Below are 13,985 nucleotides of genomic sequence, written 5' to 3' on the forward strand. Positions count from 1 at the left end.
CGCTGTTGCATGCTCAGGGACTGATCCATCCCGATGCAAGTTTTGAGGCGCTATATGGCGGGCGAACCAATCGGGTTTGGAAAGTGTTATCCGGCGATGACGGTTCAGTTCTGAAACTGTATAGCACCCAGTTTCAAAACCCCTTGTTCCGCAACGATGCCCGGCTTGAGGCGGAATGCCTGCACGCGCTCAAAAGCACCGGATTCGTCCCGAAACTAAAAGCGACAGGTTCCTTCGAGAATGAAAGCTGGGTTTATTATGACCACGCACCGGGAACCACCTGGCGCACCGGAATCGAAGACGTGGCCCATCTGCTTAGAAGCCTCCACCAGTTGCCGATCCGACTGAGCCTGCCCAAAGGCTGCAACGGCAGCGACGAACTGCAAGACCATGCGCATCGAATTCTGACGGGCTGCCGGTCAGAAAAACAGAAAGTATTGCTTGCAAAGAAACCTTGGACACAAGTTCCCCCGCTGCCCGAGCCAAGCCTTATCCATGGCGATCCTGTTGCCGGAAACATCCTGCAATCTGCGGACAGCTTGACGCTTATCGATTGGCAGTGCCCCGCTATTGGCGACCCCTGCGAAGATTTGGCGATGTTCCTTTCGCCTGCGATGCAACAGCTCTATCGCGGCGCGCCCTTGTCAGAGGTCGAAGTGGCGCAGTTCCTTGTTGCGTATGATCAACCCGATGTAACCAGGCGCTATCAGGCGCTACAGCCTTGGTATGCATGGCGTATGGCGGCCTATTGTCTTTGGCGGGTTGAGAACGGCGCACCTGACTACGCAAAGGGGTTCGAGCTTGAGATTGCAGCGCTATAAATCCGACAAACCCAAATAGGCATAGGCAGGTGGCATCACAGCACGGCGCCAGCGACCAAAGGGAAACCGACCCGGCAGAGTGGCGATGGGAGGGGGGAGTTCAGAAGGTTGCCCCAACAACAGCCGCGCCAGCGCGCGCCCGCTATAAGTTCCCATTGCAACACCATTACCGTGATATGCGAACCCCGCATACATACCCTCTTGCCCCGAAACCGGCCCGACAAAGGGCACAAGATTACGGGCAAGGCAGACCATACCTGACCACATATGCGTGATGTCCACCGTATCCCAAGCAGGGAACATGCGCTTGAAATCCTGGACTACCTTTCGCCGAATATGCGCCTCGGCTCGGGGTGAGGACAACAGCCCCCCTCTCATCCCAAACAGAAACCGTCGATCCGGCATCATCCTGAAATAATGCAGCAGATTGCGCGTGTCATAAGCCATCTGACCGGATGTCCATCCTTGCGCCTGTAGCTCTGTTTCGCTCAGCGAGCGTGTAACCAGGACTGTCGATTGCGCCGGCATATAACGTGCAGCCATCCATGGCGGGAGGTCTTCGCTTGAATAACCATTTGTGCAAATGAAGACATTCGATGCGCGGATATTTCCCGTTTGAGATGACAGTACGAAGCCTGAAGCACTCTTTTTGATCTGGGTGATCGCGCTGTTCTGGAATAGTATTGCCCCCTTGGTCTGGGCCGCTTCTGCAAGACCAAACAGGTATTTCCGTGGGTTCAGGCCAAAACCGACCGGCGTTGTGTACCCGCCAAAGAATGCACCACCTAACCCGAGGCCCTGCAACTCATGACCTTCATGCAGTTGCCCGTTCGGCTCGGCTGTTCGGCGCAGGCGTTCCATGGCCCGTTTTGAATGGGCCAGCTGGGTTTCACCCTTGGAATGCGTATCCGCTTGGATCCGGTGACCAGACAACAGGTTGGCCACCAGCGATACTGCATCTTCCTCAGCATCATTGTAAGCCCGCGTCGCCGCTTCGCCATAGTAGCGCATTAGGCTTGCATGGCTCAACTTCGAACCGCCCAGACAACAGAACCCCCCGTTTCGACCAGACGCACCCCAACCCGGTGTTTCTGCTTCGAAGACAGCGACCGACACCCCAGCCTCGGACAGATGCAACGCGGCGGACTGGCCAGTAAATCCGCCGCCGATAATGGCGACATCAATGCTGAGATCACCATCCAATTTAGGCCAATTCGGCGTCGCAATCGTTTCGTCCCACCAACACCCGGCCCTGGGTGCTGGGCTATAGGCATAATCCGGAAAGATACGCTTCATTCGGTCTGCGCCGCTGCCAGTTCATCCTGTTTCTGTCGAACCATCGCGCGTTTCGTCACCAGTGACGCGGTGATGACACCTACAGCGACGACCGCGATCATCAACGTGGACAGAGCGTTAATCTCTGGGCTGACGCCCAGACGCACAGCCGAGAAAATCTTGATCGGCAAGGTGGTGGCAGAAGGCCCAGATGTAAACGAGGCAATCACCAGGTCATCCAGCGATAGGGTGAAAGCCAGCAGCCATCCCGAAATCACTGCAGGCGCGATGATTGGCAGGGTGACCAGACGAAACGCCTGCGCCGGAGAGCAGCCCAGATCCAGCGCCGCCTCTTCCAGTGACCGATCAAAGGTAACAAGACGTGAGGATACGACGACCGAGACAAAACACATCGAAAACGTCGTGTGCGCCAGAACGATGGTCAGGATACCTCGGTCCAAGCCAATCCCAATGAACAGCAGCAGCAGCGACAAGCCCGTGATCACTTCGGGCATCACCAGAGGGGCATAAATCATCCCGGAAAACAGCGTTCGCCCTAAGAACCGCCCACCGCGTACCAGAACATAGGCCGCTGCGGTGCCCAGAATCGTGGCCAGGGTTGATGAGAATACGGCAACGCGTAGGGTGACCCAGGCTGCATCAAGAAAGGCTTCGTTCTGCATCAACTCGCCGTACCATTTGGTCGAGAACCCGGCCCAAACAGTGACAAGCTTGCTTTCGTTGAAGCTGAAGATGATCAGGATGATCATCGGGATATACAGAAAGGCAAATCCCAGCGTCAGTGAGACAGTGTTGAACCAGCTCAGTCTGTTCATTGTTCAGCCTCCGTCTGCTTTTGCTGGTTGCGCTGGAACAGCACGATCGGGATCACGAGGATGAGCAACAGAACCACGGCCACCGCGCTGGCGACCGGCCAATCGCGGTTCGAGAAGAACTCTTCCCACAGCACCTTACCGATCATCAAGGTCCCCGATCCGCCCAGTAGCGAGGGGATTACGAATTCCCCAATCACCGGAATCATCACGAGGAAGCAGCCTGCGATAATACCGGGGCGCGACAAGGGGATTGTGATCAACCAGAATGCCTGCAGGCGTGAGCATCCTAGGTCTTCGGCCGCCTCGATCAGCGATCCATCCATGCGCTCAAGCGACGAATAAATCGGCAGGATCATGAATGGCAGGTAGGTATACACGATGCCGATATACACCGCAGTATTGGTGTTCAGAATGGTAAGCGGCGTCGAGATGATGCCTGTCCAAAGCAATAGCTGGTTCAGATAGCCTTCGTTGCTGAGGATGCCCATCCACGCGTAAACCCGGATCAGAAACGAAGTCCAGAATGGAAGGATGACCAGCATCATAAGCGTTGGTCGCCATTCTTCCGGTGCGCGAGCCATCGCATAAGCGACCGGGTAGCCCACAAGCAATGTCAGGATCGTCGAGATCAGCGCAATCTTCACGCTAGACAGGTAAGCCTTCCAGTACAGATCGTCCTCGGTCAGCCAGATGAAATTCTCAAGATCAAGTTGGCTGAAGAAATCCTTGATACCAGCCCAACCTGCGGACAGGTCAAGGGTCGGGGTGTAGGGTGGAATGGCAAGTGCGGTGTCTGATACCGAAATCTTCAGGACGATGAAGAAGGGCACCAGAAAAAGCGCCAGCAGCCAGACATAAGGAATGGCGATCAGGACAGCGCGGCGCATCAGTTTTCCAGCAGAACCGCGGCAGTCGCTGTCCAGGACAGCCAAACCGGGTCTTCCCAGGTGAACGAACGGCGCGAGATGCGACGGGTATTCGCCGTTTGCGCCTTGATGATCGTGCCGTTTGGCAGTTCGACGTGATAGGTGGAAAGGTTGCCCAGATAGGCGATGTCATGCACCTTTCCCTGAATGGCGTTTATCGCGTCAACTGGGCGCTCGGCTGAAATCGCCACTTTCTCGGGCCGAATGGCCAGATGGCAGCCCTGCCCATTAGTTAGTTGGGTCACGGAAGAGGCCGTAAGCGGAGGCTGCCCTTCTGCCCAATCAATCTGATAGCTTTCGTCGCCTTGGCTGGTCGCGCGCCCTTCGATGATGTTCACATCCCCAATGAAGTCAGCAACATAGACCGAGTTCGGCGTCTCATAAATGCGATCCGGTGTTGCCACCTGCATCAGTTTGCCCTGATCCATCACCGCCACGCGACTTGCGACAGTCATCGCCTCTTCCTGATCGTGGGTCACGATGACAAAGGTTGTGCCGGTCTTTTCCTGTATGTCCATCAACTCGAATTGAGTGTCCTGGCGAAGTTTCTTATCCAGAGCACCCAAAGGTTCGTCGAGCAACAGCAGTTTCGGTGCTTTGGCCAACGATCGGGCAAGTGCGACGCGCTGGCGTTGACCACCCGAAATCTGGTGCGGCTTGCGGCGTGCGAATTGCTCCAGCCGAGTCAATCGCAGCATCTCTTCGACCCGCTCCTCCAAGTCGTGCTTGGGCATATTGTCTCGGCGCAAGCCAAATGCGATGTTGTCCCAGATGCTCAGATGCGGAAATAGCGCGTAGGACTGAAACATCATGTTCACCGCCCGCTTGTTCGGCGGAATCGGGTCGATATCCTGTCCACCCAGAAGGATGTGACCGTCGGTTGGAGTTTCGAAACCGGCCAGCATTCGCATCATCGTGGTCTTGCCGCAGCCTGACGGCCCAAGCAGAGCAAAAAACTCGCGCTCATAGATATCTAATGACAAGTTATCGATTGCCGTGAAGCCGCCAAAGCGTTTGGTGACGTTTTGGAACTGGATCAAGGGTTTCGCCTGCGGGTCATCCCACGGCGCAAAAACTTCAGAATTCAAGGCGGCCCCCGTCTATCGGTCAGGATAAGAAAAGGCGCAAGGCAGAGGGTCCGCCTTGCGCCGAAATCAGATCAGGTGCCTGATTTCACTTTGGTCCAGAGACGCGTCACCACCCGCTGTGTCTTTGCCGGATAGGGTGTGGTGATGTAGAGGTTTTGCATGGTCGTATCATCCGGATAGATCGCCGGATCACCGATCACGTCCTCTTCAAGGAACTCCTGCGACGCCTTGTTGCCGTTGGCGTAATACACATAGTTCGACGCCGCGGCCATATTGTTGGCATCCAGAATAAAGTTCAGGAACTGATGCGCGCCTTCGGGGTTTGGCGCATCGACCGGAATAGCCATTTGGTCGAACCACATCAGCGAACCTTCCGCAAAGGGATGGTATTCGATGACCACTCCGTTATCGGCTTCGGCGGCGCGATCACGTGCCTGCAAGATATCGCCTGACCAACCCACAGCCACGCAGATATCACCATTGGCGAGCGCATTGATGTATTCCGAGCTATGGAATTTCTGAATGTGTGGGCGCACGCTGGTCAGAACCTCTTCGGTCTTCCCAATCACATCCGTGTCGTGGCTGTCCGGATCTTCGCCGATATACTGCAGTACCATCGGTATGATCTCAGCTGGCGCATCCAGGAAATGTACGCCGCACGAAGCCAGCTTTTCCATATTTTCGGGCTTTAGCACCAAGTCCATGCTGTTAAGCGCGACGTCATCGCCAAGCACTTCTTTGACCTTGTCGACATTCAGCCCGATACCAGTCGTGCCCCACATATAATTGATCGAGTAGGCATTGTTGGGGTCATACCCTGCGGTACGCTCCTGAATCACATCCCATAAGTTAGTCGCATTCGACAATTTGGCAGCGTCCAGCTCTTGGAAGGCGCCCGCCTGAATCTGGCGCTGCAGGAATGTGCCTGAAGGCACAACCACATCATAGCCTGACCCACCCGCCAGCATTTTAGTTTCCAGAACTTCGTTGCTGTCGAAGACATCGTAGATCAGGGTCAGCCCTGTCTCTTGTTCGAATTTGCTCAGCAGATCTTCGTCAATATAGTCGGACCAGTTATAGACGCGCACTTCTTCGGCAAACGCGGCCGAAGTCCCCAATGCGACGATCGCTGTCATCCCCAGCGTTTTCAGTTTCATATTTTTCTCCCTGCAACTGTGCGGCCATTTTGACCTTTTTTTGGATTTGATCAAGTTTTGCGTTTCACGGTGCTTTCACCTATGGTTGAAGCAGGTCCAGATTCTGGCAAGATAGAAACACTCAGATTAAGGTAAACCTTTTGGATTTGATCAAAAATAAAGCAGTTGCACCCTTGGCAGCTGAAGAAAAGCGCCCGGCGCATGAACAGGTTTATCGCACCTTAAAATCGCAGATTCTGTTTGGCGATCTTGTGCCCGGACAGCCGGTTACGATTCAGGGTCTGACCGATTCGCTTGGTGTCGGCATGACCCCGGTACGCGAGGCGATACGTCGTCTGATTTCAGATGGCGCATTGATCTTTCAGGGTAATCGTCGCGTAAGCGTACCGCTGCTTTCAGCCAATGATATCGAGCAGATGATTTTCGCAAGAATATCAATAGAAACAGAGCTTTCCAGGCGATCCGCCAGAAATATCACTTCAACCGATATCGACCATCTTGAACAGTTGGATCAGCGATTGGACAACATGATCGCAGATGGGGATGTAGGGGGTTACCTACGTCTGAACCATGCTTTTCATCAGTCTTTATATTCCCATGCTGACGCTCCGATCCTTGTTGATCTGGCCGAGAGGCTTTGGTTGCGATTCGGCCCTTCATTGCGCATCGTTTGCGGCCGCTTTGGAACACAAAGCTTGCCCGACAGGCACAAAGACATCATCGCCGCGTTACGCGAGCGAGATGCAGAAAAGGCCGCGTTGGCAACGGCACAGGACATTGAACAGGGTATGGGAATGATGGGCGATGCCTTGCCCAGCGCCTAGAAAACAGCGATTCGATTGACAGTATAAAATTTGATCATATTCTGTTCGGCAACAATGCTTGCTGGAGAATCCTCGATGTCCACCATCACCAATCACATGCCCACTGCCGAATTGCAGGCACTGGACGCAGCGCACCATCTGCATCCGTTTTCAACCAATGAAGCGTTGGGTGCCGAAGGTGTCCGGGTCATCACCCGTGCCAACGGGGTTTATCTGACCGACAGTGAAGGACACGACATTCTGGATGGGATGGCCGGATTGTGGTGCGTAAATATCGGGTATGGCCGCGACGAGTTGGCCGAGGCCGCCGCACGTCAAATGCGCGAGCTGCCCTACTACAATACTTTCTTCAAGACGACCCATACACCTGCCATCGCTTTGGCCGCGAAACTGGCCGAACTTGCGCCAGGCGATCTGAACCACGTCTTCTTTGCAGGCAGCGGGTCCGAGGCCAACGACACCAATATCCGCTTGGTCCGCACCTATTGGGCTGAAAAAGGTCAGCCCGACAAGAACATCATCATTAGCCGCAAGAATGCCTATCACGGTTCCTCTGTTGGATCGGCCTCGTTGGGTGGCATGGCGGGAATGCATGCGCAGGGTGGCATTCCGATCCCGAATGTGCATCACATCAACCAACCGAACTGGTGGTCCGAAGGCGGCGACATGACCCCTGAGGAATTCGGCCTTGCCCGCGCGCGCGAACTGGAAGAGGCCATTCAGGAACTGGGTGAGGATCGCGTTGCAGCCTTCATCGCCGAGCCTGTACAGGGTGCAGGCGGCGTGATCATCGCGCCCGACACTTATTGGCCGGAAATTCAGCGTATCTGCGACAAGTACGAAATCCTGCTGATTGCGGATGAGGTGATCTGCGGCTTTGGCCGCACCGGCAACTGGTTCGGCTCGCAAACCGTTGGGATCAAACCACATATCATGACAATCGCCAAAGGACTTAGCTCAGGCTATGCGCCTATCGGTGGTTCGATGGTGTGCGACGAGGTGGCAAAGGTCATCAGTGCCACCGAGTTCAACCATGGCTATACCTATTCCGGTCACCCGGTTGCGGCAGCGGTGGCTCTTGAGAATTTGCGTATCCTTGAGGAAGAGAACGTCCTCGACCACGTGCGCAACGTGGCCGCGCCTTACATGAAAGAGAAATGGGAGGCGTTGGTCGAGCACCCGCTGGTCGGAGAGGCGAAGATCGCAGGTCTAATGGGGTCCATTGCGTTAACACCCGAAAAAGCCAGCCGGGCCAAGTTCGCCTCAGACCCAGGAACAATCGGGTATATCTGCCGCGAACATTGTTTCAAAAACAACTTAATCATGCGGCATGTTGATGACCGGCTTGTGATTTCTCCGCCATTGGTCATCACCCCGGCTGAGATTGACGAAATGTTTGAACGTATTCACAAATCGCTGGATGGAGCGTTGGTTGAGATCAACGAAAAAGGCCTGATGAAGCCCGCGTCTTGACTGAAAGATAACAGGCGGCCCAGATGGGCCGTCCTGACACTCAGCGCATTCTCTCCAGCAGGCTGATCGAGGGGTATCCATCCGGGACCAGCCCCTGCGCAACCTGAAATGCGCGCACCGCATTGATCGTATTTGGCCCAGTCCGCCCGTCGATCCCTTGCGTATCGAAGCCTGCCTGCGTCAACCTACGTTGCAGTTCTTTCTTTTCAGAAAAGCTTAGTACACGATCCCCGCGCGGCCATTCAGACTGAAACGGAACGCCACCGGCAAGCCGATCAGACAGATGCCCGATCCCGATCACATAAGCATCGGCGCCGTTATACGCCTCAATCACCTTGAAATTGTCGAAGATCATCAGGGCCACACCCCGACCACCCGCCGGTAGCAGGATCGCTGCCTGGCCGTGATCAGGCACTGCCTTGCCCGAGAATGTCAGAACCCCACGCGCGGCCCATTCCGATGGCATCAGTGTAAAATCGCGCCGCGCGTTGGCATAGTCAAAGCCGGACGGCAATTGCACCTCAACTCCCCAAGGCTGGCCTTTGGTCCATCCATGCTTTGCCAAATACGCGGCAGCTGATGCCAAGGCATCGGTTGGGTCATCCGACCAGATATCGCGCCGCCCATCACCGTCGAAATCAACCGCGTGATCAAGAAATGAGGTCGGCATAAACTGAGTGTGCCCCATCGCCCCGGCCCAACTGCCCACCATATTTGTGGCGTCTACATCCCCGGCCTGCAGGATCTGAAGCGCCGCGATCAGCTGTACCTCAAAAAAGCGCGCGCGCCGCGCATCAAAGGCCAGTGTTGCCAGCGACCGGATGGTTTGCTTGCTCCCCCGATAGGTTCCAAACGCGGTCTCAAGGCCCCAGATCGCTGTAACAACCTCTTTTTCGACACCATATTGCGCCTCGATACGGGTCAGGGTCTGGCGACGCTGCTCCAAACCAGAGAGCCCATTTGCAATACGCGTTTTGGAAACAGCAGAATCCAGATACTCCCAAATCGGTTTGGAAAATTCCGCCTGATTGCGATCTCGTTTGATGATGTCGCCGTCATAGGTCACCCCTGCCAGAGCTCGATCCAGCGTGCGGGCTGAGATACCTTGCGCCTGCGCCCTCTCGCGAAACGCACCCAGCCAAGCCTGGAAGCGGGCATTCCCTTCTGCTGAGATCCGATGCACACCAACGCTAGGTCGCAATACCGGCCGCACCGAAACGGTTACATCCGCCGAAGCCAGTTGTACGTTTTCGACCAAAGGTCGGGCCAGAGGCCGAATTGACTTGTCTGTTGTATCCGCCTGCACGATGGATGCCCATAATGCGGCGGTCATGACGCCACCTACGCACTTACGCATTCCGTTTTTTCCTGATTACCGCTCAGAACCGATGATAGCGCAGAATTGCGATTTCTCAAAACACCGAACGCTAGGTTTCGTGTTCCTGTGCCTCTCGGTCAGCACGGATACGGGCGATCGCCTCGCGCAATAGCGAAACGCGATTGGGTCGAAAGCTTTCCTCGGTCACATCCATGCTCTGCATACGATCCAACCGAAATACGCGAAAATCCGTTCGCAGGTGACACCAGCTAAGCAAAACACTGGCGCGGTCCATATAGACGATGCTCAGCGGACTGACCCGGCGTCGGGTATCAGCGCCTTTGGCGTCGGTATAAGCAAACTCGACAACCCGTTCATCCCACGCAGCTTGGCGTAGCACAGCGACATCGATGGTTGGCACGGCAGGTCGGTCGAACCGCGTCGCAGTCAGGACCGCGTGGCTCAGCCGGTGCGATTGGCGCTGCGGCAACCGGCCCTGCAGCTTGCGCAGGGCCGCACTTGCTGCATCGGACAGGGCCGGATCCCCGATCAGTTGCACTTCACGCAGGCCCAAAACCAACGCCTCAAGCTCGTCATTGGCGAAACCCAAGGGCGGTAGAGTCGCATCCTCGATCAAGGTGAATCCAAATCCAGCCTCTCCGTCGATAACCGCCCCAAGGCCGCGCAATGAGTCGATATCGCGGTGCACTGTGCGCGGTGAGACGCCCAGATCCTGCGCCAACTGAATCGACGTCCTGGGCGAGGGGCCGGAACGCAAGGCTTGCATCAACTGAAATAGACGGGCGGTGCGAGACATAGTGCACACTAACCTAAACATAATGTCAGAAACTGTCATCAGCACAGCATATCCATCGGGCATCCCAATCATGGAGCTGATAATGCTGACCCTTCTCACCTTCCCCTCTGCCTTCGGTCTTTTCAGTGCAAGCCCGTTCTGCGTGAAAACAGCCCTGATGCTTCAAAGCGCGGGCCAGAAATGGCAACGATCCGATATGTTGGACCCGCGCAAGATGCCGCACCAGAAGCTGCCGGTCTTACGCACGCCCGAGCGTCTGATCCCAGACAGCGACCTGATCCGAGACTGGCTCGAGGCACAGGGGGCTAACTTTGATGCTGACCTGACTGACCTGCAAAAAGCCCAATCCCGAACTCTGATCCGAATGGCCGAAGAACACCTGTACTTCCATATCGTGCAGGATCGCTGGGCCAATGATGACGTTTGGCCAATCCTGCGCGATACGTTCTTCACGGTCATTCCCGCGCTGATCCGCACACCCGTTTCGAACTCGGTCCGCAAATCTGTTCTCAAGGGGCTCGCATTTCAGGGCGTTTCCCGCTTTTCGCCCGCCGAACGGCTGGACCGGCTGGAACATGATCTTGAGGCGATCTCGGCCTACCTTTGGCAATCGCCTTACCTTTTGGGCGAGCACCCGACCTCGGCCGACATGAGTGTCGGCCCGATGCTGGCTGCCATGCGCGCCACGCCGTCAGACACCCCCCTGACCCGCCGGATCAAACAGGATAAGCTGCTGAGCAGTTATATCGACCGAATGGAGCAGGCGATACCGCTGTCATGACACCTTTTGAGGACGAGAAAGTGGCCGCAGCCTTCGAAGCGCTGCCAGAAGAGACGCGCAGAGGGGCACTTGCGTTGCGTGAGCTGATTTTTGAAACAGCGGCCACTCTACCGCGCGCCCAGCCATTGGAAGAAGCGTTGCGGTGGGGTCAACCCGCTTATCTGGCGCCCAAGGGATCAACGATCCGCTTGGGCGGGCACAAGGCCGCCAAGTTTGCTTTGTTTGTGCATTGCCAAAGCCGATTGATGGGAGACTTTACGTCCGCCTTTCCCGGCGAGGATCAGATCGAAGGCAGCCGCGCTGTGCTGTTTGAAACCCTCGATCAAATTGATTCAACGCGCCACGGCTGGCTGATCGCGCGTGCGCTGACCTATCACCTCTGACGGCGTTTGCGTTCCACCTTGCGTTTGATCTTTTCTTTTTTGCGTTTGGTGCTGATGGCCTTGCGCCGAGACCCACGCTTGGCAGGACCACGTCCGCGTGGCAGGGCCTGATCGTCGATGGACAACAGCTCCAACTCAAGCCCGCCTGTCACCGGCGTCGCCTCGGTCAGGCGCACGGTCACACGCTGACCAATCGCGATGATCAGCCCGGTATCCGACCCCATCAGCGTTCCCGCCTCACGATCGAAATGAAAGAACTCTCGCCCGAGTGAGCGCACGGGCACCAAGCCGTCCGCACCCGTTTCATCCATCTTCACGAAAGCGCCGAACCGGGCGATGCCGCTGATGCGCCCGGAGAACTCGTTGCCCACGCGCTCGCTGAGGTACGCCGCCAAATAACGGTCGGTGGTATCGCGTTCGGCCATCATCGAGCGGCGCTCGGTGTCCGAGATATGGGTGGCGGTCTCCTCTAGCCGAGCAATCTCATCTTCGGTCAGCCCGTCCTTGCCCCAGCCATGGGCCGTGATCAGCGCGCGGTGCACGATCAGGTCGGCGTAGCGCCGGATGGGTGAGGTGAAATGTGCATAGTTCCGCAAGGCCAGTCCGAAATGACCGAAGTTTTCGGGGTTGTAATAGGCCTGTGCCATCGATCGTAAAGTCGTCAAGTTGATCAGCTCGGCATCCTCAGTCCCGACGGCGGCATTCAACAGCGCATTTAGATGCCGTGTTTGCAGCACCTGTCCCTTTGCCAGATTCAAACCTGCCGCCTGCGCCGTTTCCCGAAGGCTTTCCAGCTTTTCCGGCGCGGGTTCTTCGTGCACACGAAACAGGAGCGGGCGTCGCTTGGCGATCAGCGTCTCGGCAGCGGCGACATTGGCGAGGATCATGAATTCCTCGATCAGCTTATGCGCATCCAACCGGTCACGGAACGCAACACTTGTGACTTCACCGGTGTCGCTCAGAACGATCTTACGTTCAGGCAGGTCCAGCTCCAACGGCTGGCGCACCCCCCGCGCTTTTTTCAGCGCGGCATAGGCAGCATAGAGCGGTTTCAGCACCGTCTCCAACAAAGGCCCGGTACGGTCGTTCGGTGTGCCATCAATGGCCTCCTGCACCTCGGCATAATTCAGCGAGGCGGCAGAGCGCATCAGGCCGCGTACAAAACGGTGGCCGATCTTGTTGCCCTCGGCGTCGATCTGCATCCTAACCGCAATGCAGGCGCGCGGAACGCCCTCGTGCAGCGAGCACAGATCGCCTGATAGACGATCCGGCAGCATCGGAACCACGCGATCGGGAAAGTAGCTGGAATTGCCGCGTTTGCGCGCCTCGCGGTCCAGAGCGGTACCGGGCTGCACATAGGCGGCCACGTCAGCGATGGCGACCCAGATCACATGCCCACCCGGGTTTTTCGGGTCGTCATCTGCGTGCGCGTAACAGGCGTCGTCATGATCCCGCGCATCCGAGGGGTCGATGGTCAGCAAAGGCATATCGCGCAGGTCTTCGCGCCCATTCAAACCAACGGGTTTGGCCTTGTCGGCCTCGTCGATCACCTTGTCGGGGAAATCGTCCGGGATACCATGTTGGTGGATCGCGATAAGCGACACCGCCTTGGGCGCGGTCGGATCACCCAGCCGTTCGACAATGCGCGCCCGTGGCAGGCCCATGCGGTTCTTTGGCCCGGCCTGTTCGGCCTCGACCAGCTCACCGTCCTTTGCCCCCAGAACGGCCCCATCCGCGACCAGCCATTCGGTGGACCCGGCCTTGTCGATGGGTACGATCCGGCCCCCCTCGGCCCCTTTGCGGAATATGCCCACGATCTTGCGCGGGTTGGTGCCAATGCGGCGGATCAGGCGGGCCTCGTAATTGTGGTCTTCCTCTTGCACAACCGTCAGCCGCGCCAGAATACGGTCACCCTCGCCCAGTGCCGGGTCGCTGGCGCGGGTGATCAGTAGAACGACCGGCTCAACCCCTTCGCCATGCCATTCCAGTGGGCGTGCAAACAAGTCACCATCAGCATTCGGCGCCTTCACCTGCAATACGCTAACCGGCGGCAGGCGATCTGGATCACGATAGCTGCGCTTGCGCTTCTCCAGATGCCCCTCGGCCTCAAGCTCCTTAAGGATACGCTTCAGGTCGATCCGATCCGCCCCCTTGATCCCAAAGGCCTTGGCGATATCGCGTTTCGAGGTCAGGGTGGGGTTCGCCGAGATCCAGTCAAGGACCTCCTGCTTGGTCGGAATGCGTGTCATAGGTTCGGCCTAACACGGGCATGCGACCGCGTCATGA

Annotated in this window: 13 protein-coding genes; 5 read left to right on the plus strand and 8 right to left on the minus strand. The window is 56.8% G+C overall.

Annotated elements, in window-relative coordinates; translation table 11 throughout:
* Positions 1-5: 5 nt before the first annotated feature.
* Complete coding sequence (locus ACR0NN_RS16070) at positions 6-821, plus strand: phosphotransferase (RefSeq protein ID WP_480685065.1); 816 nt, start codon at positions 6-8, stop codon at positions 819-821.
* Here ACR0NN_RS16070 and ACR0NN_RS16075 read toward each other — a convergent pair.
* The 5 genes from ACR0NN_RS16075 to ACR0NN_RS16095 form a co-directional block, all read right to left on the minus strand.
* Positions 816-2,117, minus strand: coding sequence for an NAD(P)/FAD-dependent oxidoreductase (locus ACR0NN_RS16075; protein ID WP_480685066.1), 1,302 nt, complete (start codon positions 2,115-2,117; stop codon positions 816-818). The two genes, ACR0NN_RS16070 and ACR0NN_RS16075, sit on opposite strands and share 6 nt — an antisense overlap.
* Positions 2,114-2,932: an ABC transporter permease gene (locus tag ACR0NN_RS16080; protein WP_170724998.1), complete on the minus strand. Its 819-nt coding sequence runs from the start codon at positions 2,930-2,932 to the stop codon at positions 2,114-2,116. Before ACR0NN_RS16080 ends, ACR0NN_RS16075 begins: the two co-directional genes overlap by 4 nt.
* Positions 2,929-3,819: an ABC transporter permease subunit gene (locus ACR0NN_RS16085; RefSeq protein ID WP_170724997.1), complete on the minus strand. Its 891-nt coding sequence runs from the start codon at positions 3,817-3,819 to the stop codon at positions 2,929-2,931. Before ACR0NN_RS16085 ends, ACR0NN_RS16080 begins: the two co-directional genes overlap by 4 nt.
* Entirely contained in the window at positions 3,819-4,946 is a 1,128-nt protein-coding gene (locus tag ACR0NN_RS16090; RefSeq protein ID WP_170724996.1) for an ABC transporter ATP-binding protein, read from the minus strand. The genes ACR0NN_RS16085 and ACR0NN_RS16090 overlap by 1 nt, the downstream gene beginning before the upstream one ends.
* Before the next feature lie 71 nt (positions 4,947-5,017).
* On the minus strand, positions 5,018-6,103 hold the full coding sequence (locus tag ACR0NN_RS16095; RefSeq protein WP_170724995.1) for a polyamine ABC transporter substrate-binding protein: 1,086 nt from the start codon (positions 6,101-6,103) through the stop codon (positions 5,018-5,020).
* A 140-nt stretch (positions 6,104-6,243) separates the two neighbouring features.
* On the opposite strand from ACR0NN_RS16095, the gene ACR0NN_RS16100 reads away from it, so the two are divergent.
* The gene (locus tag ACR0NN_RS16100; protein ID WP_170724994.1) at positions 6,244-6,927 is read left to right on the plus strand and encodes a GntR family transcriptional regulator; all 684 of its coding nucleotides are present in this window, start codon (positions 6,244-6,246) and stop codon (positions 6,925-6,927) included.
* Positions 6,928-7,002: 75 nt separating this feature from the next.
* Positions 7,003-8,400, plus strand: a complete 1,398-nt coding sequence (locus tag ACR0NN_RS16105; RefSeq protein WP_170724993.1) for an aspartate aminotransferase family protein — start codon at positions 7,003-7,005, stop codon at positions 8,398-8,400.
* A gap of 40 nt (positions 8,401-8,440) precedes the next feature.
* Here ACR0NN_RS16105 and ACR0NN_RS16110 read toward each other — a convergent pair whose 3' ends face one another.
* Both ACR0NN_RS16110 and ACR0NN_RS16115 read right to left on the minus strand, forming a co-directional pair.
* Positions 8,441-9,757, minus strand: coding sequence for a lytic murein transglycosylase (locus tag ACR0NN_RS16110; protein ID WP_480685070.1), 1,317 nt, complete (start codon positions 9,755-9,757; stop codon positions 8,441-8,443).
* Between the two features lie 70 nt (positions 9,758-9,827).
* On the minus strand, positions 9,828-10,535 hold the full coding sequence (locus ACR0NN_RS16115; RefSeq protein WP_480685072.1) for a helix-turn-helix transcriptional regulator: 708 nt from the start codon (positions 10,533-10,535) through the stop codon (positions 9,828-9,830).
* A gap of 82 nt (positions 10,536-10,617) precedes the next feature.
* On the opposite strand from ACR0NN_RS16115, the gene ACR0NN_RS16120 reads away from it, so the two are divergent.
* Positions 10,618-11,316 carry a glutathione S-transferase family protein gene (locus ACR0NN_RS16120; RefSeq protein WP_480685074.1) on the plus strand — a complete coding sequence of 233 codons (699 nt, stop codon included), beginning with the start codon at positions 10,618-10,620 and terminating at the stop codon, positions 11,314-11,316.
* The gene (locus ACR0NN_RS16125) at positions 11,313-11,699 is read left to right on the plus strand and encodes a DUF1801 domain-containing protein (protein WP_170724990.1); all 387 of its coding nucleotides are present in this window, start codon (positions 11,313-11,315) and stop codon (positions 11,697-11,699) included. Before ACR0NN_RS16120 ends, ACR0NN_RS16125 begins: the two co-directional genes overlap by 4 nt.
* On the opposite strand, the gene rnr is transcribed toward ACR0NN_RS16125, so the two are convergent.
* Positions 11,690-13,948, minus strand: coding sequence for a ribonuclease R (rnr, locus tag ACR0NN_RS16130; protein ID WP_170724989.1), 2,259 nt, complete (start codon positions 13,946-13,948; stop codon positions 11,690-11,692). The genes ACR0NN_RS16125 and rnr overlap by 10 nt on opposite strands.
* Positions 13,949-13,985: the final 37 nt, after the last annotated feature.

Source organism: Ruegeria sp. BA2 (genome assembly GCF_056539605.1).